The sequence below is a fragment of the Halorubrum marinum genome (assembly GCF_048381195.1).
Lineage (GTDB): Archaea > Halobacteriota > Halobacteria > Halobacteriales > Haloferacaceae > Halorubrum.
Genome location: NZ_JBLWMM010000001.1, coordinates 123074 through 149244 on the forward strand (window position 1 = coordinate 123074; position 26171 = coordinate 149244).

The 26171-nt window shown below is 66.6% G+C and carries 22 protein-coding genes; 15 read left to right on the forward strand and 7 right to left on the reverse strand.

Features of this window, described 5'->3' with window-relative positions:
* Both ACNSN4_RS00605 and lpdA read left to right on the forward strand, forming a co-directional pair.
* Entirely contained in the window at positions 1-1641 is a 1641-nt protein-coding gene (locus tag ACNSN4_RS00605; RefSeq protein WP_418283829.1) for a 2-oxo acid dehydrogenase subunit E2, read from the forward strand.
* A complete protein-coding gene (gene lpdA, locus ACNSN4_RS00610; RefSeq protein ID WP_418283830.1) occupies positions 1641-3068 on the forward strand; it encodes a dihydrolipoyl dehydrogenase in 1428 nt (475 codons plus the stop codon). The genes ACNSN4_RS00605 and lpdA overlap by 1 nt, the downstream gene beginning before the upstream one ends.
* Positions 3069-3130: 62 nt before the next feature.
* Here lpdA and ACNSN4_RS00615 read toward each other — a convergent pair whose 3' ends face one another.
* Positions 3131-3328 (reverse strand): heavy-metal-associated domain-containing protein, encoded by a 198-nt coding sequence (locus ACNSN4_RS00615; protein ID WP_418283831.1) that lies wholly within the window; start codon positions 3326-3328, stop codon positions 3131-3133.
* 132 nt (positions 3329-3460) lie between these two features.
* Here ACNSN4_RS00615 and ACNSN4_RS00620 point away from each other — a divergent pair, with 132 nt between their 5' ends.
* From ACNSN4_RS00620 to ACNSN4_RS00645, 6 genes are all read left to right on the forward strand, one after another.
* The gene (locus ACNSN4_RS00620; RefSeq protein WP_418283832.1) at positions 3461-4051 is read left to right on the forward strand and encodes an AsnC family transcriptional regulator; all 591 of its coding nucleotides are present in this window, start codon (positions 3461-3463) and stop codon (positions 4049-4051) included.
* 242 nt (positions 4052-4293) lie between these two features.
* A complete protein-coding gene (locus ACNSN4_RS00625; protein ID WP_418283833.1) occupies positions 4294-7002 on the forward strand; it encodes a heavy metal translocating P-type ATPase in 2709 nt (902 codons plus the stop codon).
* 306 nt (positions 7003-7308) lie between these two features.
* Positions 7309-7635, forward strand: a complete 327-nt coding sequence (locus ACNSN4_RS00630) for a DUF5783 family protein (RefSeq protein WP_418283834.1) — start codon at positions 7309-7311, stop codon at positions 7633-7635.
* A gap of 495 nt (positions 7636-8130) precedes the next feature.
* A complete protein-coding gene (locus ACNSN4_RS00635) occupies positions 8131-8511 on the forward strand; it encodes a NifU family protein (RefSeq protein WP_418283835.1) in 381 nt (126 codons plus the stop codon).
* Positions 8512-8703: 192 nt separating this feature from the next.
* Complete coding sequence (locus tag ACNSN4_RS00640; RefSeq protein ID WP_418283836.1) at positions 8704-9123, forward strand: PPC domain-containing DNA-binding protein; 420 nt, start codon at positions 8704-8706, stop codon at positions 9121-9123.
* Between the two features lie 16 nt (positions 9124-9139).
* The gene (locus tag ACNSN4_RS00645; protein ID WP_418283837.1) at positions 9140-12709 is read left to right on the forward strand and encodes a DNA polymerase II large subunit; all 3570 of its coding nucleotides are present in this window, start codon (positions 9140-9142) and stop codon (positions 12707-12709) included.
* Between the two features lie 459 nt (positions 12710-13168).
* Here ACNSN4_RS00645 and ACNSN4_RS00650 read toward each other — a convergent pair whose 3' ends face one another.
* Positions 13169-13813 (reverse strand): bifunctional 4-hydroxy-2-oxoglutarate aldolase/2-dehydro-3-deoxy-phosphogluconate aldolase, encoded by a 645-nt coding sequence (locus ACNSN4_RS00650; RefSeq protein WP_418283838.1) that lies wholly within the window; start codon positions 13811-13813, stop codon positions 13169-13171.
* A gap of 209 nt (positions 13814-14022) precedes the next feature.
* Here ACNSN4_RS00650 and ACNSN4_RS00655 point away from each other — a divergent pair, with 209 nt between their 5' ends.
* The 5 genes from ACNSN4_RS00655 to rpsJ all read left to right on the forward strand — a co-directional run bounded on the left by ACNSN4_RS00655 (position 14023) and on the right by rpsJ (position 19994).
* On the forward strand, positions 14023-16212 hold the full coding sequence (locus ACNSN4_RS00655; RefSeq protein WP_418283839.1) for an elongation factor EF-2: 2190 nt from the start codon (positions 14023-14025) through the stop codon (positions 16210-16212).
* Between the two features lie 369 nt (positions 16213-16581).
* Complete coding sequence (locus ACNSN4_RS00660) at positions 16582-17184, forward strand: amino acid-binding protein (RefSeq protein ID WP_418284342.1); 603 nt, start codon at positions 16582-16584, stop codon at positions 17182-17184.
* Positions 17181-18167: a homoserine dehydrogenase gene (locus ACNSN4_RS00665; protein ID WP_418283840.1), complete on the forward strand. Its 987-nt coding sequence runs from the start codon at positions 17181-17183 to the stop codon at positions 18165-18167. Before ACNSN4_RS00660 ends, ACNSN4_RS00665 begins: the two co-directional genes overlap by 4 nt.
* A gap of 249 nt (positions 18168-18416) precedes the next feature.
* Positions 18417-19682: a translation elongation factor EF-1 subunit alpha gene (gene tuf, locus ACNSN4_RS00670; protein WP_418283841.1), complete on the forward strand. Its 1266-nt coding sequence runs from the start codon at positions 18417-18419 to the stop codon at positions 19680-19682.
* 3 nt (positions 19683-19685) lie between these two features.
* Positions 19686-19994 carry a 30S ribosomal protein S10 gene (rpsJ, locus tag ACNSN4_RS00675; RefSeq protein ID WP_004048854.1) on the forward strand — a complete coding sequence of 103 codons (309 nt, stop codon included), beginning with the start codon at positions 19686-19688 and terminating at the stop codon, positions 19992-19994.
* 121 nt (positions 19995-20115) lie between these two features.
* On the opposite strand, the gene ACNSN4_RS00680 is transcribed toward rpsJ, so the two are convergent.
* Together ACNSN4_RS00680 and ACNSN4_RS00685 are read right to left on the reverse strand one after the other, a co-directional pair.
* Positions 20116-20676 (reverse strand): rhomboid family intramembrane serine protease, encoded by a 561-nt coding sequence (locus tag ACNSN4_RS00680; protein WP_418283842.1) that lies wholly within the window; start codon positions 20674-20676, stop codon positions 20116-20118.
* 87 nt (positions 20677-20763) lie between these two features.
* Positions 20764-21048 (reverse strand): DUF7967 family protein, encoded by a 285-nt coding sequence (locus ACNSN4_RS00685; RefSeq protein WP_418283843.1) that lies wholly within the window; start codon positions 21046-21048, stop codon positions 20764-20766.
* A 166-nt stretch (positions 21049-21214) separates the two neighbouring features.
* On the opposite strand from ACNSN4_RS00685, the gene argS reads away from it, so the two are divergent.
* Together argS and prf1 are read left to right on the forward strand one after the other, a co-directional pair.
* Positions 21215-22996 (forward strand): arginine--tRNA ligase, encoded by a 1782-nt coding sequence (gene argS / locus ACNSN4_RS00690; RefSeq protein ID WP_418283844.1) that lies wholly within the window; start codon positions 21215-21217, stop codon positions 22994-22996.
* A gap of 89 nt (positions 22997-23085) precedes the next feature.
* Entirely contained in the window at positions 23086-24336 is a 1251-nt protein-coding gene (prf1, locus tag ACNSN4_RS00695) for a peptide chain release factor aRF-1 (protein WP_418283845.1), read from the forward strand.
* 25 nt (positions 24337-24361) lie between these two features.
* Here the strand turns inward: prf1 and ACNSN4_RS00700 are convergent, their stop codons facing one another.
* The 3 genes from ACNSN4_RS00700 to ACNSN4_RS00710 all read right to left on the reverse strand — a co-directional run bounded on the left by ACNSN4_RS00700 (position 24362) and on the right by ACNSN4_RS00710 (position 26144).
* Positions 24362-24799 carry a metal-dependent transcriptional regulator gene (locus ACNSN4_RS00700; protein ID WP_418283846.1) on the reverse strand — a complete coding sequence of 146 codons (438 nt, stop codon included), beginning with the start codon at positions 24797-24799 and terminating at the stop codon, positions 24362-24364.
* 43 nt (positions 24800-24842) lie between these two features.
* On the reverse strand, positions 24843-25328 hold the full coding sequence (locus ACNSN4_RS00705; RefSeq protein WP_418283847.1) for a ferritin-like domain-containing protein: 486 nt from the start codon (positions 25326-25328) through the stop codon (positions 24843-24845).
* 216 nt (positions 25329-25544) lie between these two features.
* Entirely contained in the window at positions 25545-26144 is a 600-nt protein-coding gene (locus ACNSN4_RS00710) for a DUF5789 family protein (protein WP_418283848.1), read from the reverse strand.
* Positions 26145-26171: the final 27 nt, after the last annotated feature.

Here is a 26171-nt window from a genome sequence, read left to right on the forward strand (position 1 = left end):
ATGCCGGTCAAAGAGTTCAAACTGCCCGACGTGGGCGAAGGGGTCGCCGAGGGCGAGCTGGTCAGCTGGCTCGTCGCGCCCGGCGACCGCGTCGAGGAAGACCAGCCGGTCGCGGAGGTCGAGACGGACAAGGCGCTCGTCGAGGTCCCCTCGCGGTACGACGGGACCGTCGAGGAGCTGTTCGTCGAGGAGGGCGACGTCGTCCCCGTCGGCGACGTGATCATCTCGTTCCGCGTCGACGAGGACGGAGCGGGGGACGAGGCGGCGTCCGACGACGCCGACGCGGCAGCCGACGCGGAGGCCGCCGACGATACCGCCGCCAGCGACAGGGCCGATGACAGCAGTGATACCGACACAGCCGCCGGCGCGGAACCCGACACGCCGTCCGGCCGGACGTTCGCGCCGCCGTCGGCCCGCCGACTGGCCCGCGAGCTCGGCGTCGACATCGCCGCGGTCGACGGGAGCGGTCCGGGCGGCCGGGTGAGCGAGGGCGACGTGCGCGCGGCCGCCGAGGGCGGTACCACCGGTGGCGACTCCGGTGCCGACGCGGGTGACACCGCCGAGCCGCGGCCCGCTCCGACCGACGTCGGCTCCGCCGACCGGAAGTCCGCGGTCAGCAAGCGCGGCGCGTCCGACAGTTCGACCGCCGGATCGGGGTCGTCGACGACCGATGCGGCCACGGCCGGCAGCTCGGCCCCCGAGCCAGCCGACCGAGAGACGACGCTCGCGACGCCGGCGACCCGCAAGCTCGCCCGCGAGCTCGGCGTCGACATCGACGACGTGCCGACCGACGAGACCCGCGACGGCGAGGCGTTCGTCGCGGACGAGGCCGTGCAGGCGTACGCCGACGCGCTCGAATCGGGCACCGAAGCGGCCGGTGCCCCCGAGCCGCGGTCGGTCGCCGCCGACGCGGGCCCTGTCTCGGCTCAGGACGCGTCCGTCTCTGCAGACGAAACGGTGCCGTACCGCGGGGTGCGCCGCACCATCGGCAAACAGATGGAGCGCTCCGTGTACACCGCGCCGCACGTCTCCCACCACGACACGGTGGCGGTCGACGCGCTCGTCGAGGCGCGCGAGCAGCTGAAGCCGAAAGCGGAGGAGCAGGGCGTGCGGCTCACGTACATGCCGTTCGTGATGAAAGCGATCGTCGCCGGTCTGAAGGAGTACCCGTACCTCAACAGCGAGCTCCGAGAAGACGACGAGGAGATCGTGTTGAAAGGCGAGTACAACCTCGGGATCGCCGTCGCGACCGACGCCGGACTCATGGTGCCCGTCGTCGAGAACGTCGACGAGAAGGGGCTGTTCGAGCTGGCCGAGGAGGTCAGGGACCTCGCTTCGCGCGCCCGCGAGCGCAAACTCAAACCGGCGGAGATGAAGGGCGGAACGTTCAGCATCACCAACTTCGGCGCCATCGGCGGCGAGTACGCCACGCCGATCATCAACTATCCGGAGACCGCAATTCTCGGGCTGGGGGCCATCGAGGAACGGCCGGTCGTCCGCGACGGCGAGGTCGTCGCGGCCCCCACGCTCCCGCTGTCGCTGTCGATCGACCACCGCGTCATCGACGGCGCGGTCGCGGCCGAGTTCGCGAACACCGTCATGGATCACCTTGAAACACCGCTGCTACTCTTGAACCAATAATGGTCGTCGGAGACATCGCAACCGGAACGGAGGTACTGGTCATCGGCGCCGGACCGGGCGGCTACGTCGCCGCCATCCGCGCCGCACAGAAAGGGCTCGACACGACGCTCGTCGAGAAGGACGCCTACGGGGGCGCCTGCCTGAACCGCGGGTGTATCCCCTCGAAGGCGCTGATCACGGGGAGCGGACTCGCTCACGAGGCCGGCAACGCCGAGTTCATGGGCGTCCACGCGGACCCCGCCGTCGACTTCGGGCAGATGATCGAGTGGAAGAACGGCGTCGTCGATCAGCTGACCGGCGGCGTCGAGAAGCTCTGTAAGGCGAACGGCGTCAACCTCGTCGAGGGGACGGCCTCGTTCGCCGACGAGCACACCGTCCGCGTCGCTCACGGCGGCGACGGACAGGGCTCCGAGTCGATCGAGTTCGAGCACGCGATCGTCGCGACCGGCTCGCGGCCGATCCAAATTCCGGGCTTCGAGTTCGCCGAGGACCACGTCTGGAGCTCGGCGGACGCGCTCGACGCCGACACGGTCCCGGACCGGCTCGGGGTCGTCGGCGGCGGCTACATCGGGATGGAACTGGCGACGACGTACGCCAAGCTCGGCGCTGAAGTGACCGTTATCGAGATGCTCGACGACATCCTCGAACCGTACGAGGACGACGTGAAACGGATCGTCCGCAAGCGCGCCGAGGAGCTCGGCGTCGAGTTCCACTTCGGCGAGGGCGCGAGCGGCTGGTCCGAGGGAGCCGACGGCGGCTACCTCCTGCGGTCCGAGACGGAAGCGGGCGAGGAGTCGACGTACGGCGTCGACAAGATCCTCGTGGCGGTCGGTCGACAGCCCGTCGCGGACGGGCTCGACCTGGAGAAGGCCGGGATCGAGACGGACGACCGCGGCTTCATCCAGACGGACGACCGGACCCGAACCGGGGTCGAGCACATTCACGCGGTCGGCGACGTGACCGGGGACCCGATGCTCGCGCACGCGGCCTCGAACGAGGGGATCGTCGCCGCCGAAGTGATCGCGGGCGAGCCCGCGGCGCTCGACCGGCAGGCGATGCCCGCCGCGGTCTTTACCGACCCCGAGATCGGGACGGTCGGCATGACCGAGAGCGAGGCCGAGGACGCCGGGTTCGACCCCGTCGTCGGCGAGATGCCGTTTAACGCCTCCGGGCGAGCGATGACGACCGGGCACACCGACGGATTCGTTCGGCTCGTCGCCGACGGCGAAACGGGCTTCGTGCTCGGCGGGCAGATCGTCGGCCCGGAGGCCTCGGAGCTGATCGCGGAGGTCGCGCTCGCGGTCGAGATGGGCGCGACGCTGGAGGACGTGGCGGCGACGGTCCACACGCACCCGACGCTCGCGGAGGCGGTGATGGAAGCCGCGGAGAACGCGCAGGGACAGGCGATTCACACGCTGAATCGCTAACAGAGCGGTATTTCCGCGGCCGTTGCGGTGCTTGTTTCTTTTAAGTGGATGCGTGTGCCGTCTCAGGCAGACGCGTCGTAGCCCGCCTCGCTCACCGCGCTCACGAGCGCGTCCGTGTCGGCGTCGCCCTCGACGGTCGCGGACTCGCTCTCGCGGTCGGCGCTCGCGCTCGTGACGCCCGTGACGCCTTCGAGCGCCTCCGTGACGCTCTGTTCACAGTGCTCACACGACATGCCTTCGACGGTGATCGTCTGACTCATGACAAGATGACGTAGGGGCGGGAGGGCTTTGTCGTTTTCCGCTTCGCGATCACGGATCGAACTCCTGGACTACTTACGATTCCAAAGCGCCCTCGGCCAACTGTCTTATATATCGGCACCTAACTCCGGAGTATGCGCGATCTGGACGAGACCGACCTCGAGATCCTGTCGCTCCTGGCCGCGGACGCGCGCCGCCCGTTCAGCGAGATCGGCGAGCGGGTGGGCCTGTCGGGCCCGGCCGTCTCCGATCGGGTGACGCGATTGGAGGAGTCCGGAGTTATCAACGGGTTCACGATCGATATCGATCGGACGAAGCTCCGGGCGGGCGTTCCCGTCCTGATCGACGCGGAACTCCCGGCTTCGGGGCTCGACGCGGCGCGGGAGCGTCTCCGCGACGCCGACGCGGTCGAACACGTGTTCGTCACCGCCGAGGGCGACCTCAGATTTTACGCCCGCGTCGACGCCCGGAGCGCCCGGGAGTGGGTGGCCGGGCTGTTCGAGGAGGTCGCGATCGAGGAGTATGCCGTTACGCTGGTCGACGACGTGGAGTGGACGCCCTCCGTCGACGGCGTCGAGTTCGCGTTGACCTGTGCGGAGTGTTCGAACACGGTCGACAGCGAGGGCGAAACGGCCCGGATCGACGGCGAGGTGTATCACTTCTGCTGTTCCTCCTGCCTGTCGCGGTTTCAAGAGCGGTATCAGCGGTTAGAAGAAGGGGTCTGATCTGGCGGGTCGGTCGTTTATAAGTGGCTGAGCAAGACACTGGAATACTCACAAAGCCCCAGCCGCGAGGCGCTCCGCGCCGACTGCCTGACTACTTAAATCGACCTCGTTGACCGTTCTACCTTCACCCACTCATCGACCTCCCGCCCGCGACGGCGCTTTGTGATCTACAGTTTCACTCCGGTTGAACCCCCGATCTCGAAGCAGAAAACCGCCTAAGGGTGGACCCCGTACGTACACCCATGCCAACGAGAACGGCCCACCTGGACATCACGGGAATGTCCTGTGCAAACTGCTCGGCGTCGATCGAGGACGCCCTCGCCGACCTCGACGGGGTGGCCTCGGCGAACGCCAACTACGCCACCGACGAGGGGTCGGTCGAGTACGACCCCGACGCGGTGTCGCTCGGCGAGCTATTCGCGGCGATCGACGCGGCCGGTTACGGCGTCGTCACCGAGACGGCCTCCGTCGCGATCACCGACATGTCGTGTGCGAACTGCGCGGAGGCCAACGCGGACGCGCTCGAATCGACCCCCGGCGTGATCGAGGCGGACGTGAACTACGCGACCGACGAGGCGCAAGTCACGTACAACCCCGCCGACGTTTCGCTTTCCGACCTCTACGACGCGATCGAGGCGGCGGGCTACTCCCCGGTTCGCGAGGGCCGCGGTGCGGGCGGCGACGCGGTCGGGGGCGACGCGACCGACGGTGACACAGCCAACGGCGACGCTCGGGACGGAGGCGGTGACGGACGGAGCGCCCGCGACGCCGCCCGCGAGGCCGAGATCACCAAACACCTCCGGCTGACGCTGTTCGGTGCCGTTCTCTCCGCACCGTTCCTCCTCTTCATGGCCGACCACTTACTGCTCGGCGGCCAGGTGTTCCCTGACACCGTCTTCGGCGTCGAGTTCGGGTGGATTCACTTCCTGCTCGCGACGCCGATCCAGGCCGTCCTCGGCCAGCCGTTCTACAGGAACTCGTACAAGGCGGTGGTCGTGAACGGCCGCGCCAACATGGACGTGCTGATCGCGCTCGGCTCCACGACCGCGTACCTGTACTCCGTCGCGGTGCTCGCCGGGGTCGTCGCCGGCGGCCTCTACTTCGACACGGCGGCGTTCATCCTCGTGTTCATCACGCTCGGGAACTACCTCGAAGCCCGCTCGAAGGGGCAGGCCGGGGAGGCGCTCCGGACGCTGCTCGAACTGGAGGCTGAGACCGCCACGCTGGTCGACGAGGACGGGACGGAGCGGGAGGTCTCGCTCGACGAGGTCGCGGTCGGCGACCGGATGAAGATCCGTCCGGGCGAGAAGGTCCCGACCGACGGCGTCGTCGTCGACGGACAGTCCGCGGTCGACGAGTCGATGGTCACGGGCGAGTCGGTGCCGGTCGAGAAGACGTCGGGCGACGAGGTCGTCGGCTCCACGATCAACGAGAACGGCGTCCTCGTCGTCGAAGCGACCAAGGTCGGCGGAGACACCGCGTTACAGCAGATCGTCCGGACGGTCAAGGAGGCGCAGTCGCGCCAGCCGGAGATCCAGAACGTCGCCGACCGCATCTCCGCGTACTTCGTCCCCGCGGTCATCGCCAACGCGCTCCTCTGGGGGACCGTCTGGTTCCTCTTCCCCGAGGCGCTCGCCGCGTTCGTCGACTGGCTCCCGCTGTGGGGCGCGGTCGCGGGCGGACCGGCCCCGGCGGGCGGCGGCGTCTCGGTCTTCGAGTTCTCGATCATCGTCTTCGCCTCCGCGGTGCTCATCGCGTGCCCCTGCGCGCTCGGCCTGGCGACCCCGGCCGCGACGATGGTCGGGACGACGATCGGTGCCCAACACGGCGTGCTGTTCAAGGGCGGCGACATCCTCGAACGGGCGAAAGACGTCGACACCGTCGTCTTCGACAAGACGGGGACGCTCACCGAGGGCGAGATGCGCCTGACCGACGTGGTCGCCTTCGACGCGAGCGGCGACCCGCTTCCCGACGGCGGCACGGCCGATGCGGTGCGAGCCGACGGTGACGAGACGACTGGCGCCTCCGACGCCCCCGGCGCTCCTGACGAGGACCGCGTCCTCCGGCTCGCGGCGACCGCCGAGCGCGGGAGCGAACACCCGCTCGCCCGCGCTATCGTCGCCGGAGCCGAGGACCGCGGACTCGACCTCGCAACTCCGGAGACGTTCGAGAACGTTCCCGGTCACGGAATCCGCGCGACCGTGGACGGCGACGAGGTGCTCGTCGGGAACCGCAAACTGCTCCGCGACGAGGGGATCGATCCGTCACCGGCCGAAGAGACGTTACAACGGCTCGAACGAGAGGGGAAGACCGCGATGCTCGTCGCACGGGTCCGCACAGACGCCTCCGGCGAGCTCCTCGGCGTCGTCGCCAACGCCGACACGGTCAAAGACCGGGCCAAGGCGGCGGTCACCGCTCTCCGCGATCGCGGACTCGACGTGATGCTTCTCACCGGCGACAACGAGCGGACGGCCCGCGCGGTCGCCGAACAGGTCGGTATCGACCCCGAATCAGTTCGCGCCGAGGTGCTCCCCGAGGACAAGTCCGACGCCATCGAGGCGATCCAGCGCGACGGGCGACAGGCGATGATGGTCGGTGACGGCGTCAACGACGCGCCGGCGCTCGCCGTCGCGTACGTCGGCACCGCCATCGGGAGCGGGACCGACGTCGCCATCGAGGCCGCGGACGTGACGCTGATGCGGAACGACCCGCTGGATGTAGTGAAAGCGATCCGGATCTCGGAGGCGACGCTCCAGAAGATCAAACAGAACCTCGTGTGGGCGCTCGGCTACAACACCTCGATGATTCCGCTCGCGTCGCTCGGACTCCTCCAGCCGGTGCTGGCCGCGGGGGCGATGGCGCTGTCGAGCGTGAGCGTGCTGACGAACAGCCTGCTGTTCCGGCGGTACGATCCCGACGAGGAGTACAAGCTGCTCGGCCGGTTCCGGTAGGCAGTCGGCACGCGGGCCGACTCGGTCAGTTCACTTTCTCGACACCCGACGTGTCACCGAAACCCGTCTCGTACCGTTTCGCCGATCTCCGGCGACGCTCTTCTCCTCAGCAGTTCCCCGACTTGCCTCTCGCCGAACGCCGAATCCAATTTTATATCGCGACATATCATTTATTACTGGATCGTCTCCGATTGGAGACGTCCATTGATCTCGTCGCGATCGTTGGACAAACGGCGTTGCGACGCTTTTCTCTCCGATGACTGCCGAATCGACCGGCTTTTTCCCATTCGGATCGTCGCAGTCGATATGGCTGACGAGTTCGACCCAGAGAAGTTCGAGGACAAGTACGTCCACTACTTTCAGGAGCTCCAGCGGGCGTACAAGAACGCCTTCAACTACATGAACGACCGCCACGACTCCGAGCTGATCCACGGGATCGACCAGATGGTGCTCAACGAGTCGGAGCCGATGTACGAGGACGGCGAGTTCTACGTCGAACTACCGGAGAACCCCCGTGAGCGACTCCAAGGCGTGCTCGTCGACGACGAGACGTTCGAGGAGACGCTGGCGGCGTACGTCGAACAGATCGAGTCGGAGCTGTACCGCACGCTGCGGGTCGATCCCCCTGAATAAGCGCGCTGGCGCGTTAGCCTCAGTATCGTGTCATCCAAAGGCGTGACATCCTCGCCGCGCTAACGGGCGACGCTTCCCGAGGTTCTGCTGTTGCTCCCGTCGATTCGGATGGTTGGGAATCTATGGGTTGCGGCCGACGGCGCTGGCAGTGCCACGCTACCGATACTCGTCCCCGGCGTGGGGTAGCGAGTTATCTGGTTACTTTGTATCGGTCGGCGTTGACAAGGCGCAATACGTCTTGTTCGCTTTCCAGAAGTCGAAGATTTCTGGAGACGCGGTCGGTTCACTGTTTTGGTTTCGGCTCTCGCCGTGGCAAACACCGAGTCAACTGCCAGTTTTCCGCGCACAGTTCCCGATACGACGCGATGGAATGTGAATATTCGCCATGCACAGTGAAGTGAAATGAAGACGAGCGCTGTATCCCCGCCGTGAACGGCGAGGTTTTTACCGCCATGCACCGCAGAGCATAAGCCCGCCGGCCACCAAGGCGCAGACATGAGCACGGAAACGACTGACGCGGACAACGACCTCCGCGAGCGGATCACGAACTTCCTGCGGCGCAACTTCCCGCAGATCCAGATGCACGGCGGGAGCGCCGCCATCAATCACCTCGACCGCGAGAGTGGTGAGGTAACGATCCAGCTCGGCGGCGCCTGCTCCGGCTGCGGTATCTCGCCGATGACGATCCAAGCGATCAAATCTCGGATGGTCAAGGAGATCCCCGAGATCGAGACGGTTCACGCCGACACGGGTATGGGCGCGGGCGCCGACGGCGACTTGGGCGGGACCAGCAGCGGTGGTATGTCTCCCTCCTTCCCCGGTGAGACGACTGACGACGGCGACGGGAACGACGAAGGGCCGCAGGCCCCGTTCTGAACGCCGAACTTCGCAGTTCGCTTTTTTGTTGTCGCTTCTTTTCGTCGATTCAGCGGCTTAGACCGCGGTCTCTGTTCTGTCAGGAGGATCCTACTGCCATAGAATAAATTGCATATCGCTATATCAATACGTGAAATGATGTTCGCCCCGCGACTGAAGGGTTTTTGCCCCCGGCGGTCGTGGACGATTCCTATGCACCATCGGGAAGTCGAATCGACGGCGGAGTACGTCGCGCGGTTCGAGACGGGGGCAGACTGGCGCGAGGAGATCGAGGACCTCGCCCGCGCGGAAGACGTCGAAGCGGGCTGGTTCACGGCGCTGGGCGCCGTACAGGACGCCGACGTCTGGTTCTACGACCAGGAGGACACCGAGTACCGATCGGTCACGTTCGGGGAGCCGCTGGAGGTCGCCGCCTGTGTTGGCAACGTCTCGCTGCTCGACGGGGACGTGTTCGCGCACACCCACGTCGTGCTGTCTCGGCCGAGCGGGCAGGCGCTCGCGGGACACCTCGACTCCGCGACCGTCTGGGCGGGCGAGTGTCACCTGCGCGCGTTCGCCGAGCCGCTCGAGCGCTCCCACGACCCGACGACCGACCTCGACTTATGGCTCTGACTCGGGTCGCGCGTCGATGAGGCCGGACGACGAGCGCTACTTCGCGCGGATCGAAGAGCGACTCGACGAGGCGCTCGACCTCGCGGGGGCCGCCAAGGGTCAGGGATACGACCCGAAGCCCGAAGTCGAAATCCCGGTCGCCCGCGACATGGCCGACCGCGTCGAGAACATTCTCGGTATCGACGGGGTCGCAGAGCGGGTCCGCGAGCTGGAAGGAGAGATGTCCCGCGAGGAGGCCGCCCTGGAGCTGGTGAAGGACTTCGTCGACGGCAACGTCGGCGACTACGACTCCCGGGAGGGGAAAGTCGAGGGCGCGGTCCGGACCGCGGTCGCGCTGCTCACCGAGGGGGTCGTCGCCGCGCCGATCGAGGGGATCGACCGCGTCGAACTGCTACAAAACGACGACGGCACCGAGTTCGTCAACGTCTATTACGCCGGCCCGATCCGCTCTGCAGGCGGGACCGCGCAGGCGCTGTCGGTGCTCGTCGCCGACTACGCCCGGTCGCTTCTGGGCATCGACGAGTACAAACCGCGGGACATCGAGGTCGAGCGCTACGCCGAGGAGATCGCCTTATACGACAAGGAGACCGGCCTCCAGTACACGCCGAAGGACAAGGAGTCGAAGTTCATCGCCAAGCACATCCCGGTCATGCTCGACGGGGAGGCGACGGGCGACGAGGAAGTGTCCGGGTTCCGGGACCTCGAACGGGTCGACACCAACTCCGCGCGCGGCGGGATGTGCCTCGTCGCCGCCGAGGGGATCGCGCTGAAAGCGCCGAAGATTCAGCGGTACACCCGCGACCTCGACGAAGTCGACTGGCCGTGGCTCCAGGATTTGATCGACGGGACCATCGGGAAGGACGGCGCCGGAGACGGCGACGCGTCCGACGAGGGGGGAGAATCGGACGACGCCGACGCCGGTGCCGAGGTAGACCAGGAGAACGACGGCGACGACGACGTCGACATCGGCGACGACGCGGCAGCGGACGAGCCGACCGGTCCGCTACGCTCGAAGCCGTCACAGAAGTTCCTGCGCGATCTGATCGCGGGACGACCCGTCTTCACGCATCCGAGCGAGGCGGGCGGGTTCCGGCTCAGATACGGTCGCGCGCGGAACCACGGCTTCGCGACCGGGGGTGTCCACCCCGCGACGATGCACCTCGTCGACGACTTCCTCGCGGCCGGGACCCAGATCAAGACGGAGCGTCCGGGGAAGGCCCACGGCGTCGTCCCGGTCGACTCCATCGAGGGGCCGACGGTGCGGCTCGCCAACGGCGAGGTGCGCCGGATCGACGACCCCGAGGAGGCGAAGGAGGTCCGGAACGGCGTCGAAAAGGTGCTCGATCTCGGCGAGTACCTCGTCAACTACGGCGAGTTCGTCGAGAACAACCACCCGCTCGCGCCCGCGTCGTACGTGTACGAGTGGTGGGTCACGGAGTTCGAGGCCGCCGGTGCCGACGTGCAGGCGATGCGCGACGATCCCCACGTCGACCTCGAACATCCGAGTGTCGACGAGGCGCTCGCGTGGGTGCGCGAGTACGACTGCCCGCTACACCCCGAGTACACGTACCTCTGGCACGACGTGTCGGTGGACGCGTTCGAGGCGCTCGCCGAGGCGGTCGCGGACGGCGACGTCGTCGAAGGCGTCCTCGCTATCGAGCGCACCGAAACGACCCAAGACGCCTTGGAGTCGCTGCTCGTCGAGCACGTCGCGACGCCGGACGCGCTCCGGATCCCCACCTGGCGCCCGCTGGCGCGGTCGATCGGAATCGACGACGGGCTTCGGAAGTCGTGGAACCCCGAGGACCTCTCCGCGGCGGCGCGCTCGTGGGACGACGGCGCGAACGCGGTGAAAGCCGTCAACGAGGTCGCCTCCTTCGAGATCAGGGAGCGCGCGCCGACCCGGATCGGCAACCGGATGGGACGCCCGGAAAAATCGGAGAGCCGCGACCTCTCGCCAGCGGTCCACACGCTCTTTCCGATCAACGAGGCGGGCGGACCGCAGCGCGACGTCGCCGAAGCGGCCAGAACGATGGACGACCAGGGTCGCCGCGGTCGACACGAAGTCGAAGTCTCCGACCGGGTCTGTCCCGAGTGTACCACGCACACCTATCAGGCTCGGTGTCCGGACTGCGAGGTCCACACCGAGCCGCACTACGAGTGCGGCGACTGCGGGACCGTCTGCGAGCCCGACGAGGCCGGCCGCGTCGAGTGCCCGCACTGCGAGTGGGAAGTGAACGCGGCGACCTACCAGGAGGTCGACGTCAACGACGCGTACCACTCGGCGTTAGAGACCGTCGGCGAGCGCGAGGCGTCGTTCAAGATCCTCAAAGGAGTTCAGGGGCTCACCTCGCGGAACAAGACGCCCGAACCGATGGAGAAGGGCGTTCTCCGCGCGAAAAACGGCGTCACCTCGTTCAAAGACGGGACGGTCCGCTACGACATGACCGACCTGCCCGTCACGTCGGTCCGGCCCGAGGAACTCGACGTGACGGCCGATCACCTCCGAGAGATCGGCTACGAGACGGACATCGACGGCGAGCCGCTGCGTCACGACGACCAGCTCGTCGAGCTCCGAGTGCAGGACATCGTGCTCTCCGACGGCGCGGCCGAGCACATGCTGAAGACCGCCGACTTCGTCGACGACCTCCTCGAACAGTTCTACGGCCTTCCCCGATTTTACGAGGTGAACGAACGCGACGACCTCGTCGGCGAGCTCGTCTTCGGGATGGCCCCCCACACGAGCGCCGCAACTGTCGGGAGAGTGGTCGGATTCACGTCGGCCGCCGTTGGATACGCGCATCCGTACTTTCACGCCGCGAAACGTCGGAACTGCGATGGCGACGAGGATTGCGTGATGCTTCTTATGGACGGACTTCTCAACTTCTCGAAAGAATTTCTCCCCGACCAACGCGGCGGTCGCATGGATGCACCCTTAGTGATGTCCTCGCGGATCGACCCTTCGGAGATCGACGACGAGGCGCACAACATGGACATCGTGCGCGAGTACCCGCGCGAGTTCTACGAGGCGACGCTGGAGATGGCGGACCCGGAGTCGGTCGAGGACCTGATCCAGCTCGGCGAGGACACGCTCGGGACGGACGCGGAGTACCACGGGTTCGATCACACCCACGACACGACGGACATCGCGATGGGGCCGGATCTCTCGGCGTACAAGACGCTCGGGGACATGATGGAGAAGATGGATGCGCAGTTGGAGCTGGCTCGGAAGCTGCGCGCGGTCGACGAGACGGACGTGGCCGAGCGCGTCATCGAGTACCACTTCCTGCCGGACATCATCGGCAATCTCCGAGCGTTCTCGCGGCAGGAGACGCGCTGTCTCGACTGCGGCGAGAAGTACCGCCGGATGCCGCTGTCGGGGGACTGCCGCGAGTGCGGCGGCCGGGTGAACCTCACCGTGCATCAGGGGTCGGTGAACAAGTACGTCGACACGGCGATCGAGGTCGCCGATCGGTTCGGCTGTCGTCCGTACACGAAACAGCGGCTGAAGGTGTTAGAGGAGGCCCTGGAGTCGATCTTCGAGGACGACACCAACAAGCAGTCCGGCATTGCAGACTTCATGTGAGGTTGAGGTGAGCCTGTGCTTTCTGCGGGTTTTTAAGCAGTGACCGGTATCGGCGGTCGTTTATAAGTGATCGATTCCGTTCAGGCGGTGAACGCCTCCAAAGCCCCAGCCGCGAGGACTCGGTGCGGTCGCTGCGGTCCTCAGTCGCTCGCTCCACTCGCTTCTTGCGGTCTCGCCGGTGGCTCCGCCGCCGGCTTTCCGAGGGACCTTTGCTCCCTCGCTACTTGCGTCCCGCGCCCTCGCTCTCGCGGCTGCCCCTTTGAATCCCGCCCACACCGCCCCGCAACCGCACCTCACGCCTCCCCAGCCTCGTCGGACCGGCGCAGCCGCGCCGGTCCGACTCCCTCGCACGGGCTCCTCGCGGCCGCTTGCAAGCGGCCGCTCGGAGGCGTGCGCCACCGCTACTGCCCTCCTCTTTCGTTTTATAAGTAGATCGCCGCCTCAGAATTGATCGCCGCCTCAGTCGTCGTCGCGCGCGTCCTCGACGACCTGCACGAACTCGCGTGCGGTCTCGGTGATCACGTCGTAGTCGCCGCGTGCGGCCGCGTCGTAGTCGACGAGCGCACCGCCCGCGCCGACGGCGAACGCGCCGGCGGCGATGTACTCGGCGGCGTTTCCGGGGCCGACGCCGCCGGTCGGCATCATCGGGATCTGCCCCAGCGGGCCCTTCATCGCCGCGAGGTGGTCCGGCCCCACCGTCTTCGCGGGGAACACCTTCACGAAGTCGGCGCCGGCCTCGTAGCCGCGGATCGCCTCGGTGGGGGTCATCACGCCGGGGGCGGTGACCGCGCCGTAGCGGTTGCACGTCTCGATGACGTCCTCGTGGAGGCTCGGCGAGACGACGAACTCCGCGCCGGCCATCAGCGTCGCGCGGGCGGTCTCGCTGTCGAGGACGGTCCCGGTGCCGACGACGACCTCGTCGCCGAACGAGCCCGCGACCTCGCCGAGTTTCTCGCCCACGTCGGGCGTGTCCGCGGTGATCTCGACGGCGGTGACGCCGCCCTCGCGGAGCGCCTCCGTGATTCCGATGAGCTGGTCGGCCTCGACGCCGCGGAGCACCGCGACGACGCCCGTGTCGGCGAGCCGTGAGAGCGTCTCGTTCATGTGCGACCGTTTCCGAGCGGCTACTTAAAACCGGTCGGAGCGGCGGAGCGGAACCGCTGCGGGCGGTCGTCATGGCTGCGACGCTGTCGACTCGCTCCCGATCGTGCGACTGATATGCACGATATCGACGGGGATTGGGGGTGATCCGCGGTGAAACGCCGCGGCGAAACACTACCCTTTTGACCCTGCTGTCGATAACAGACGGTATAATGGGCCGACGCAAGAAAATCGTTCAAGAGTGCGAGCGGCTGATGGACAACCCGGAGCACATCCGGAACATTGCCATCGCCGCCCACGTCGACCACGGCAAGACGACGCTCTCCGACAACCTGCTGGCGGGTGCGGGCATGATCTCCCAGGACACCGCGGGCGAGCAGCTCGCGATGGACACCAAGGAGGACGAGCAGGAGCGCGGTATCACCATCGACGCGGCGAACGTTTCGATGACGCACGAGTACGGGGACACCAACCACCTCATCAACCTCATCGACACGCCGGGCCACGTCGACTTCGGTGGCGACGTCACCCGCGCGATGCGCGCGGTCGACGGCGCGCTGGTGGTCGTCGACGCCGTCGAGGGCGCGATGCCCCAGACGGAGACGGTGCTTCGGCAGGCGCTCCGCGAGGGCGTGAAGCCGGCGCTGTTCATCAACAAGGTCGACCGCCTCATCTCCGAACTGCAGGAAGGTCCCCAGGAGATGCAGGAGCGGCTGATGGCCGTCATCGCCGACGTCAACGAGCTCATCCGCGGGATGGCCGAGAACATGGACGACATCCCGACCGACTGGACCGTCTCCGTCGAGGAGGGGACGGTCGGGTTCGGGTCCGCCCTGTACAAGTGGGGCGTCTCGATGCCGTCGATGCAACGGACCGGCATGGACTTCGGCGACATCATGGACCTCGAACAGAACGACAAGCGCGACGAGCTCCACGAGCGCACGCCGCTGTCGGACGTCGTGCTCGACATGGTCTGTGAGCACTTCCCGAACCCCGTCGACGCACAGCCCCGCCGTGTTCCGCGTATCTGGCGCGGCGACCCGGAATCCGAGCTGGCCGACACGATGCGGATGGTCAACGAGGACGGCGAGGTCGTCTTCATGGTTACCGACATCTCCATGGACCCGCACGCGGGCGAAATCGCGACGGGCCGTGTCTTCTCCGGCACCCTGGAAAAGGGCCAAGAGCTGTACGTCTCCGGGACTGCGGGCAAGAACCGGATTCAGAGCGTCGGGCTCTTCATGGGGAGCGAACGCGAGGAGGTGGACCGCGTTCCGGCGGGGAACATCGCGTCCGTCACCGGACTGCGTGACGCCATCGCCGGTTCCACCGTCTCCTCCGTGGAGATGACGCCGTTCGAGTCGATCGAGCACATCTCCGAGCCGGTCATCACGAAGTCCGTCGAGGCGCAGAACATGGACGACCTGCCGAAGCTCATCGAGACGCTTCAGCAGGTCGCCAAGGAGGACCCGACGATCCAGATCGAGATCAACGAGGACACGGGCGAGCACCTCATCAGCGGGCAGGGCGAGCTCCACCTCGAAGTGATCACCCAGCGGATCCGCGACAATCAGGGCATCCCGGTCATCACCGGCGAACCGATCGTGGTCTTCCGCGAGCAGCCGCAGGAGGCGTCCCGCGAGGTCGAAGGACAGTCGCCGAACCGCCACAACAAGTTCTACCTCACGGTCGAGCCGATGGCCCAGGAAATCGTCGACGCGATCCAGCTCGGCGAGGTCTCCATGGACATGCCCGAACTGGAGCGCCGCGAGGCGCTGCAGGAAGCCGGTATGGACAAGGACACGTCCCAGAACGTCGAGGATATCCACCGGACGAACATCCTCATCGACGACACGAAGGGTATCCAGCACCTCAACGAGACGATGGAACTCGTCCTCGAAGGGCTACAGGAGGCCCTCGACGACGGGCCGCTCGCGGCCGAGCCGGTCCAGGGGTCGCTGTTCCGCCTGCACGACGCGAAGCTCCACGAGGACACCATCCACCGCGGTCCCGCACAGGTCATCCCCGCGGTCCGCAACGCGGTCCACCGCGCGCTGATCGACGGCGAGGTCCGCCTGTTGGAGCCGATTCAGGACGTCCGGATCGACGTTCCCTCGGAGCACATGGGCGCCGCGTCCGGCGAGATTCAGGGTCGCCGCGGCCGCGTCGACGACATGTACCAGGAGGGCGACCTCATGGTCGTCGAGGGCATCGCGCCCGTCGAGGAGATGATCGGATTCTCCTCCGACATTCGTTCGGCCACTGAAGGCCGCGCCTCGTGGAACACCGAGAACGCGGGCTTCCGCGTGCTCGTCGACAACCTCCAGCGCGAGAAGATCATGGAGATCCGCGAGCGCAAGGGAATGAAGCTCGAACTGCCGTCGTCGATCGACTACTTCTAACTCGATCGACCGGTTCGGCTTCTGCGGTTTCGCCGATTTTCGCGGTTTCGCCGTTCGCGGTTTTCTTCAGCATTTGAGATTCGTCGTTCCCGCCGTTTCCCTTCTGATCCGAACCGTCGAAACTCGTCTCGCCGATTTCATGTTACATTTCATGTCGTACGTTGACACGCCGACGCGCGAGGCAACGCCTGCCATCGCCGAAGGCTTATACCGGATCGCCCGACTCCTTTCGCGTATGCAGACGGGCACGACTCCCGCTCGGCGCATCGCGATGGAGCCAGTAAGCGACCGCTCCGCGTCGCCGACAGGGACGTGCCAGCGGACCCGTTGGACCGGTGGATCGACGAGCGCGAGCCCGGGGGTGGTCGCGTGAGCGACGGTCGCGACGGTGCGCCTGAATCGGTCGACGGCAAGGAAGCCGGGGCCGACGCCTCGCCCGACGGCGGTCACGCTGCGACCACGCCCTCGACGCACACGGTGCGGCTCGAACTCGTCGACGAGCCGGGACAGCTGCTCGCGGCGCTCCACCCGATCGCGGACAACGGGGGAAACCTCCTCTCGATTTACCACGAGCGGGGGAACAAGACGCCTCGCGGCCGGATCCCGGTCGAGGTCGACTTCGAGGCGACCCAAGAGCGGTTCGAGGGAATCGTCGAAGCGCTTCGAAGCGAGGGCGTGAATGTGATGCAAGCGGGGACGGAGCGGTACGCCGAGGAGGTGACGCTGCTGTTGTTCGGCCACCTCATCGACACGGACCTGTCCGACACGCTCTCGCGGATCGAGGCCTGCGAGTCGGCGTCGGTCGCCGACGTGTCGCTCGCGGCACCGCAAGGAACCGAGGAAGTGTCGAGCGCCCGGTTCCGCTTGGAGGCACGCGCGGGCGAGACGGAACAGGCGCTCGCGGCGGTTCGTGACCTCGCTGACGAGAAGGATCTGCGTCTGGTCGAGCCGCTCACGGGGGTGGAGGCGTGAGACTCGCCGTCATCGGTGCGGGCGCGGTCGGTCGGTCGGTCGTCGACCTCGCCGCGGAGTACGGCCACGAGATCGTCGCGGTCGCCGACTCCTCGACCGCGGTCGTCGCGGACGGAGCGAACGGTCGAAACGCCGGCGTCGACCCCGATGCCGTTGTGGCCCGAAAGGCGGAGCGGGGGATCGTCGGCGACGACGACCCCGCGGACGCGCTGGCGGCCGACTACGACGTCCTCGTCGAGGCGACGCCGACGACGCTCGGCGACGCCGAACCCGGCTTCTCCCACGTGACGACGGCGCTCGAACGCGACCGCCACGCCGTGTTAGCGAACAAGGGCCCGGTCGCGGAGCGGTTCGGCGACCTGCAGGCGGCCGTCGCCGATAGCGCCGGCGAGATCCGGTTCGAGGCGACCGTCGGCGGCGCGATCCCCGCGGTGTCGACCGTCGAAGACATCGAACCGGGACACGTCACGGCGGTCCGGGGCGTGCTCAACGGAACCGCGAACTTCATTCTCACCCGGATGGCCGCCGAGGGGCTCGACTACGACCACGTGCTCGCGGAGGCGCAGGACCTCGGCGTGGCGGAGGCCGACCCCTCCTTCGACGTCGACGGGACGGACGCGGCGCTGAAGTGTGTCATCCTCGCGAACGTGCTCTCGTTCGGGGCGGCCGACGACCCGGCCGACGCCCGTGAGTTCACGCTCGACGACGCCGACGTCTCCGGGATACGTGACGTGCCCGGATCGGCGCTCCGACTCGCCGCCGAGGACGGGCGGACGGTCAGACTCATCGGCGAGGCGACGGGCGAGACGGTTCGAGTCGCACCGCGGCTCGTCCCCGAGAACGGGACGCTCGCGGTTTCGGGGACGCAGAACATCGTTCAGATCGAGACGTCTCACGCCGGTCGACTCAACATCTCCGGGCGCGGTGCGGGAGGCCCGGAGACGGCCAGCGCAGTCCTCGGTGACGTGGGTCGACTGGAGTAGCGGCGGCGTCGCGGTCGCCGGGTCACACTCGACTCCACGAACGCAGCCACAGGAACCGACTCCACGAACGCAGCCACAGGAACCGACTCCACGAACGCAGCCGCAGAAACTGACCGTGTGCTGTGTTCCCGTGATCCGCGTTGTCGAGATCGCCGGACGGCGGCGAGATTGTCTGTGGTCCGTATCGAAACCGTTTTAGTGGAATCTACCGAAACTTACTCACAGAGCGCCTTAGCGCGTGATTACCCCATGAGTGACAAACCGCATCAGAACCTGGCCATTATCGGCCACGTCGACCACGGCAAGAGTACGCTCGTGGGTCGCCTCCTCTTCGAAACGGGGAGCGTCCCCGAGCACGTAATCGAGCAGCACCGCGAGGAAGCCGAAGAGAAGGGCAAAGGCGGCTTCGAGTTCGCCTACGTGATGGACAACCTCGCCGAGGAGCGCGAGCGCGGCGTCACGATCGACATCGCCCACCAGGAGTTCGACACGGACAACTACTACTTCACCATCGTCGACTGCCCGGGCCACCGTGACTTCGTGAAGAACATGATCACGGGCGCCTCGCAGGCCGACAACGCGGTACTCGTCGTCGCGGCCGACGACGGTGTCGCGCCCCAGACCCGAGAGCACGTGTTCCTGGCCCGCACGCTGGGCATCAACGAGCTCATCATCGGCGTCAACAAGATGGACCTGGTCGACTACCAGGAGTCCAAGTACGACGACGTCGTCGAAGAGGTCAAGAACCTGCTCAACCAGGTTCGCTTCGCGACCGACGACACGACGTTCGTGCCGATCTCGGCGTTCGAAGGCGACAACATCTCCGAGGAGTCCGAGAATACCCCGTGGTACGACGGCCCCACGCTGCTGGAGTCGCTCAACGACCTGCCGGAGTCCGAGCCGCCGACGGACGCGCCGCTCCGACTCCCCATCCAGGACGTGTACACCATCTCCGGTATCGGGACCGTCCCCGTGGGACGCGTCGAGACCGGGATGCTCAACACGGGCGACAACGTCTCCTTCCAGCCGTCCGACGTCGGCGGCGAAGTGAAGACGGTCGAGATGCACCACGAGGAAGTGCCGCAGGCCGGCCCCGGCGACAACGTCGGGTTCAACGTCCGCGGCATCGGCAAGGACGACATCCGTCGCGGCGACGTCTGTGGCCCCGCCGACGACCCGCCGAGCGTCGCCGAGACGTTCAAGGCGCAGGTCGTCGTCATGCAGCACCCCAGCGTCATCACCGCCGGCTACACGCCGGTCTTCCACGCCCACACGGCCCAGGTCGCCTGTACGATCGAGGAGATCAACCAGAAGATCGACCCGTCGTCGGGTGAGGTCGCCGAGGAGAACCCGGACTTCATCAAGTCCGGCGACGCCGCGGTCGTCACCGTGCGCCCCCAGAAACCGCTCAGCATCGAGCCGTCCGGCGAGATTCCGGAACTCGGCAGCTTCGCCATCCGCGACATGGGTCAGACCATCGCGGCCGGCAAGGTGCTCGAAGTCAACGAGCGATAATCGATGCAGCAGGCACGCGTCCGCCTCGCCGGCACGAGCCCCGAGGACCTCGACGACATCTGCGACGACGTCCGCGAGATCGCGGACTCGACGGGAGTCGCCCTGTCGGGCCCGATCCCGCTGCCGACGAAGACGCTCGAGATCCCGTCGCGAAAGTCCCCGGACGGTGAGGGGACGGCGACGTGGGAGCACTGGGAGATGCGCGTCCACAAGCGTCTGATCGACATCGACGCCGACGAACGCGCGCTTCGCCAGCTCATGCGCGTCCAAGTGCCGAACGACGTCAGCATCGAGATCGTTCTCGAAGACTAAGCGCTAGGGCGTCTTTCACGCTCTCTTTGTTTTACCATCCCGTAGCGGCGCTGCCGCCGTTCGATTTCGATTTTTCACCGACCGGTCACGCCCGGTTCGGCCCCGGCTGCCGAGTGTGGCTTCATCGGATATCTAACAGACCGACTCGTCCGGCGACGAGTCCGCAGAACGCGCCGACGGCGTGGGCGACGAGCGCGACGCCCGGCGCGGCGGTCATCACGGTGAGAACGACGGCGACGAGTCCGAAGAGGAGCAGTTGCACTCGCGGGGAGAGCCGGAGCCGGTCGAACAGTCGGGCGCTCGCGACGTTGCCGGCGAGCAGATACCCGCCGAGCGCGAACACCGCGCCGCTCAGTCCCAACACCGCGGGAGAGGGACCGACGAGTCCGCCGAGCGTTACCTGTGCGATCCCGGCGAGCGCACCGGTAGTCACGACGAACGCGTGAAATCGAATCGTCGTCGTCCGCCGTTCGACGAGCGGGCCGACGAGCAACAGTCCGACGGCGTTCGCCAGCAGGTGACCGATGGAACCGTGCGCGTACACGCTGGTGACGACGGTCCACGGCGCGAGCGATAGCGGGGCCGAGAGCGCGAAGATTCCGGCGATCCCGATGAGGCGAAGCGCGCTCTGAGCGACCGCGACCAGTCCGATAATCGCGAGGGTCTGGAGGGTCGCGCGCATGGTCGTGCGTATCCTTGTGCGTCCAGTCTCTTAAACCCGAACAGGGCGACGGATCCGGCGATCAGATCACGGCGACGGATCCGGTGATTAAATCACGTCCTCGGGATCGTGAACGCTCGCCATTCGCTGTGCCTCCGTCGCGTACCGCTCGCGGTCGTCCGGGTCGTCGACCGTCCCGACGTTCGACGGACTCGCGTCGACGGCTGCCGTCGTATCCCGAACGTCCGAAAAGGACGTGAGCGCGCGCTCCTTTCGGAAGTAGCGCTCGCCGTCGGGCGTGGCGTAGGTGAGGATCACCATGTTCTGCTCGTCGTCGGAGTACGTTCGCTCGACGAGCCACATGCGGACGGTCTCGGTGTCTGAGTTCGACATGGTCAGTATTTCGACGTCTGCACACAACTGTCTTTCGCTGTGATCGCGATATTCCGACTCTCTCCCGCAGCCATCGATGGGTGGTGGCGCGCTATCGACGGGCACGCTCGCGTCGCCGCTCGCCCGCTTCGGAAGGGCCTTTTAGCCCGACCGACGAACGAAGGGTATGTTCAGGCAGTTCCGGTCGGAGGTGGCCGACGCGCTCGGTGACGCGCTCGCCTCGCTCGACCTCCCGACCGACGACCTCGGTATCGAACGCCCGCCAGATGACATGGACGCGACGCTCGCTTCCAGCGTCTCCTTCCGACTCGCGGGCGAGGTCGGTGCTGCCCCGCCAAGCGTGGCCGCGGATGTCGCCGAGGCGATCGACCTCGACGGGTACGACTACCTCGGTGCGGTCGACACTGCCGGGCCGTACGTCAACTTCCACGTCACCGAACGCTACTTCGTCGACACCCTCGACGCGTCCGCGGTCGACGCGGGGTACGGCGCGCTCCCCGACCGGGACACCTCCGTCGTCGTCGAGCACACGAGCGCGAATCCCACCGGCCCGGTTCACGTCGGTCGCGCGCGCAACCCGATCGTCGGTGACGCGGTCGCGAACCTCCTGGAGTACGCGGGCTACGACGTCGACCGCCACTACTACGTCAACGACGCGGGCCGCCAGATGGCGGTGTTCACGTGGGCGTACGAGCGGTTCGACGAGTCGGATCTCGACGGGGAACCCGCCCGCGACCGCGCCGAGTACGACCTCGTCCGCTACTACCGGAAGGGGAACGCGTACTTGGAGGAGGCCGACCCGGACGACGTCGAGACCGCGGAGGCGGAGATCACCGAAATCCTTCAGGGGCTCGAAGCCGGCGACGAAGAGACCTACGAGCGCGTCGGTGAGGTCGTCGACACGGTGCTGGGCGGCATGAAGGAGTGTCTCGCTCGACTCCCGGCCGAGTTCGACGAGTTCGTCAAGGAGACGCGGTTCATGCGCGACGGCTCCACCGACGACGTGGCGGCACGGCTCAAGGAGACCGATCAGGCCGTCTACGAAGAGGACGCCTGGCAGCTGGAGCTCGGCGAGTGGGGAATCGACAAGAACCTCGTCTTCTTGCGCTCGGACGACACGAGCCTCTACACGACCCGCGATCTGGCTCACCACGAGTGGAAGTTCGCGAACTACGACCGCGCGGTGACGGTGCTCGGCGAGGACCACAAGCTGCAGGCCGACCAGCTCGACGCGACCTTGGAGCTGCTCGGAAACGATACCGACCGTCTCGGCCACGTCATCTACTCGTACGTCAACCTCCCGGACGGAAAGATGTCCACGCGCCGCGGAACCGGCGTGATGCTCGACGACCTGCTGGACGAGGCGATCGACCGCGCCCGCGAGGCGGTCGAAACGCGGATGGACGACCGCATTCGCGACGACGACCTCACCGACGAGGACGTCGAACGCATTGCCCGCCAGGTCGGCGTCGGCGCGGTCCGATACGACATCGTCTCGAAACAGCCCGCGAAGGCGATCACCTTCGAGTGGGAGGACGCGCTCGACTTCGAGGGGCAGTCCGCTCCGTTCGTCCAGTACGTCCACGCGCGGTGCTGCGGTATCCTCGACGAGGCGGCCGCGGCCGGTGTGGACGTGTCCGAGACGGGGCCCGCCCCGGACGTCGACGCGTCGGTGCTCGAAACGGACGAAGCCCGCGCGCTCCTCCGCGAGATCGCTCGCTTCCCGGCCGTGATCGACACGGCGGCCGACGACTTGGAGCCGCACACGATCGCGACGTTCACCCGCGAGTTCGCCGACGCCTACAACGCGTTCTACCGGGAATGCCCCGTCGTGACCGCCGAAGACGACGACGTGCGTGCGGCCCGTGTTTCCCTCGTCGCGGCCGCGAAGCACACGATGGCGAACGCGCTCGACGTGCTCGGCGTCGAAGCGCCGGAGTCGATGTAGATTCGGTAGGTGTCGTCGCCGCGCGTTCCGACTTCGGTCCAATAGTCAGGTCAAAGCTTACTTACACGCACGCCGCCGTATTTAGGGTAATGAGTAGCGACGCCAAAGAGGCGAGCGAGGACCGGCGGAAGTACGAGTTCCGCAAGGTCATCGAGGAGCTCCGCGATTTCGAGGGCTCCGGCACGCAGCTCGTCACCATCTACATCCCCGAGGATCGGCAGGTCTCCGACGTGGTCGCGCACGTCACCCAAGAGCACAGCGAGGCGGCCAACATCAAGTCCAAGCAGACCCGGACGGCCGTACAGGACGCACTCACGTCGATCAAGGACCGCCTCCGCTACTACGACACCTATCCGCCGGAGAACGGCATGGTGATATTCTCGGGAGCGATCGACGCCGGCGGCGGGCAGACCGATATGGTCACCCGGACGCTGGAATCGCCGCCGCAGCCCGTCGAGTCGTTCCGCTACCACTGCGACTCGGAGTTCCTCACCGAGCCGCTCGAGCACATGCTGGAGGACGCCGGGCTGTTCGGGCTCATCGTCTTGGACCGCCGCGAGGCGAACGTCGGCTGGCTGAAGGGCAAGCGGATCGAGCCCGTCAAGTCCGCTTCGTCGCTCGTTCCCGGCAAACAGCGCAAAGGGGGTCAGTCCGCACAGCGGTTCGCCCGCCTCCGGCTCGAAGCGATCGACAACTTCTATCAGGAGGTCGCGGGGATGGCGGACGACCTGTTCGTCGACAAGCGCCACGAGATCGACGGTATCCTCGTCGGCGGCCCCTCGCCGACTAAAGACGAGTTCCTCGACGGCGACTACCTCCACCACGAGCTCCAAGACAAGGTGCTCGGCAAGTTCGACGTCGCGTACACCGACGAGTCCGGGCTGAAAGACCTCGTCGACAACGCGAGCGAGGCGCTCGCCGATCAGGAGATCGTCGAGGACAAACGGAACATGGAGGAGTTCTTCGAGAAGCTCAACACCGGTGAGGAGGCGACCTACGGGTTCGAGCAGACCCGCCGAAACCTGATCATGGGCTCCGTCGACCGTCTACTCATCTCCGAGGACCTCCGCTCGGACGTCGTCGTTTACCAGTGTCCGAACGGCCACGAGGAGTACGAGGTCGTCGACTCGCGACACTCTACGCCCGATCACGAGTGCGCCGAGTGCGGGCAAGACGCCGCCGTCGACGAGCGCGAGGACGTCATCGAACACCTGATGAACATCGCCGACCAGCGCGGCACCGATACGAAGTTCATTTCCACGGACTTCGAGAAGGGCGAGCAGCTGCTCGACGCGTTCGGCGGAATCGCGGGCATTCTTCGCTATTCGACGGGCGTCTGAGACCGTCGACACGGCGGTAGTCGATTCAGTCGAATTCGACGGGCGCGGTCGCGATCTCCAGACACGCGCAGGCGTCCGTCTCGGGGTCGAAGCAGTCCGGACACTCCGGCTTCCGGTCGATAATCGTGTCGAGCCGGTCGGCGACGGTGTCGTCGATGACCGCTTCTAGCTCGTGTGCCTCCTCGCGGAACTCCTCGACGCCGAGCACGTTCGCGAGGAAGCGCTCGATGATACAGTAGGTCTGGAGCGCGTCTCGGGCTCGGATGATCCCGTCGTCGGTGAGGCGGACTCCCTTGTACTTCTCGTGTTCGGCGAGACCGCGCGCTTCGAGCTTGCCGATCATCTCGTTGGCGCTGGCCGGGCTCACGTCGAGCGCGTCGGCGATCGACCCGGTCGAAGCGGGGCCGTCTTCCTGTTTCTGCACGACGTATATCGTCTTGAGGTACTGGTCTGCGGTGTTCACGGCGTTCCTCCGTCGGCACTCGTCGGCGGTTCGAACTCCCGATTCATCGTCGCTCCATGATATCGGTGACGTCGCTGACTCCCTCGGCCTCTTCCTCGCGAATCGTCTCCAGCGTGTCGAGTAACGTTTCGCGGTCGATCGAGAACTCGGCGTCGGACGCCTCGATCGCCTCGATGAGATCGTCGTAGAACTTGTAGGCGGTCTCCTCGTTACACAGCTGGTCGTACAACACCCCGTCGAAGTCCTCCGGACGCGTCCGGCCGTATCGGGCGCCGACCAGCGACTCGATCTCGTCGAACGGAACGCTGTCGACGCCGAGCCCTTCGATCAGCGTCTCCAGACGCTTGCGGTGATCGGCCGACTCCTCGGCCGCGTCCGCGAGCAGCGCTTCGATCTCCGCGTCGAGCTCGTCGTCGAGGCTCTGGTAGTGATGATGGGCTCGCGCCTCAACGACCTCCTCTAAAACGATCCCGATCTGTAGCAGTCTCGCGAGCTGGTCGTCGGAGGTGACCCGCTGGCTCACACTCACCGCGACCACCCGTCGTCGTTCGATACGCCCGTTCGCATACAGGTAAACTCAGGTACAGTCCGACTTAAGAAGTTCCCTCCGCCGCGTCGAGTCCGCGCGCGGGAACCGATCGTCATCGGGGGCCTAAACCAGACTTCGAAATATGTTGAACCGAGACGACGCCAGCGCGCTATCCGCATCAGGGGGAGAATCCCGCCGTTCACGGTGAGGGGGATGTCAGATCCCGAGCCAGTCGTCCTTCCGGATCGGGTACCCGTTCTGTCGGCAGACCTTCGCCGCCTGTCGACGCATCTGCCGCGAGGTCGGGAGCTTCTCTTTGTCGCGGATCCGGTCGACGACCCAGTCCCGGATGACTCCGATCTCCTCGTCGTCGTCGTCGGGACTGAGCCGCTTGAGCTCGAGGAAGGTCTTCTCGTAGGCGTCGTGTTGCGATCCGCCGAGCTCCTCGTTCGGAAGCGTCTCGCTGAGCTCCACGATCCGTTTCATGGCCGCGGCGACCGTGGGGCGCTGTATCCGAACACGGACGCGATCCGGCGAGTCGAACAGCACTTCGTCCGTCTCGGGCACCAGCTGTTCGACGGTGTATCGCTCGTCCGACGGCCCGATATCGCGGTCTCCGATCGCCGCGATTATCTCTGCTCCCGAGGCCGGGAACTCCAGCGATCCGAGCTCGGCCTCAACCTCGCCGAGGTCCGCGGCGTCGACCTCCGGCTCCGGCTCGTCGCCGCGTTCCAGCTCCGCGGCGACGTCGCGTCGTCGCTGGCGGTCGTTTGCGTCTCGTGCCTGTTTGTCTCGCCCGTCCTTGTCGTCTGCCATTCCCGTACCTACGGCTCTCGATCGTAT

Excerpts from the sequence above, each read along its gene's own strand:
- ACNSN4_RS00650 (WP_418283838.1), bottom strand. The coding sequence starts at position 13,813 with ATGAACGAGACGCTCTCACGGCTCGCCGACACGGGCGTCGTCGCGGTG.
- ACNSN4_RS00685 (WP_418283843.1), bottom strand. The coding sequence starts at position 21,048 with ATGTCGAACTCAGACACCGAGACCGTCCGCATGTGGCTCGTCGAGCGA.
- prf1 (WP_418283845.1), top strand. The coding sequence starts at position 23,086 with ATGAGTAGCGACGCCAAAGAGGCGAGCGAGGACCGGCGGAAGTACGAG.
- ACNSN4_RS00710 (WP_418283848.1), bottom strand. The coding sequence starts at position 26,144 with ATGGCAGACGACAAGGACGGGCGAGACAAACAGGCACGAGACGCAAAC.
- ACNSN4_RS00615 (WP_418283831.1), bottom strand. The coding sequence starts at position 3,328 with ATGAGTCAGACGATCACCGTCGAAGGCATGTCGTGTGAGCACTGTGAA.
- ACNSN4_RS00655 (WP_418283839.1), top strand. The coding sequence starts at position 14,023 with ATGGGCCGACGCAAGAAAATCGTTCAAGAGTGCGAGCGGCTGATGGAC.
- ACNSN4_RS00645 (WP_418283837.1), top strand. The coding sequence starts at position 9,140 with ATGAGGCCGGACGACGAGCGCTACTTCGCGCGGATCGAAGAGCGACTC.
- ACNSN4_RS00640 (WP_418283836.1), top strand. The coding sequence starts at position 8,704 with ATGCACCATCGGGAAGTCGAATCGACGGCGGAGTACGTCGCGCGGTTC.
- ACNSN4_RS00680 (WP_418283842.1), bottom strand. The coding sequence starts at position 20,676 with ATGCGCGCGACCCTCCAGACCCTCGCGATTATCGGACTGGTCGCGGTC.
- ACNSN4_RS00625 (WP_418283833.1), top strand. The coding sequence starts at position 4,294 with ATGCCAACGAGAACGGCCCACCTGGACATCACGGGAATGTCCTGTGCA.
- lpdA (WP_418283830.1), top strand. The coding sequence starts at position 1,641 with ATGGTCGTCGGAGACATCGCAACCGGAACGGAGGTACTGGTCATCGGC.
- argS (WP_418283844.1), top strand. The coding sequence starts at position 21,215 with ATGTTCAGGCAGTTCCGGTCGGAGGTGGCCGACGCGCTCGGTGACGCG.
- ACNSN4_RS00605 (WP_418283829.1), top strand. The coding sequence starts at position 1 with ATGCCGGTCAAAGAGTTCAAACTGCCCGACGTGGGCGAAGGGGTCGCC.
- ACNSN4_RS00630 (WP_418283834.1), top strand. The coding sequence starts at position 7,309 with ATGGCTGACGAGTTCGACCCAGAGAAGTTCGAGGACAAGTACGTCCAC.
- rpsJ (WP_004048854.1), top strand. The coding sequence starts at position 19,686 with ATGCAGCAGGCACGCGTCCGCCTCGCCGGCACGAGCCCCGAGGACCTC.
- tuf (WP_418283841.1), top strand. The coding sequence starts at position 18,417 with ATGAGTGACAAACCGCATCAGAACCTGGCCATTATCGGCCACGTCGAC.
- ACNSN4_RS00635 (WP_418283835.1), top strand. The coding sequence starts at position 8,131 with ATGAGCACGGAAACGACTGACGCGGACAACGACCTCCGCGAGCGGATC.
- ACNSN4_RS00620 (WP_418283832.1), top strand. The coding sequence starts at position 3,461 with ATGCGCGATCTGGACGAGACCGACCTCGAGATCCTGTCGCTCCTGGCC.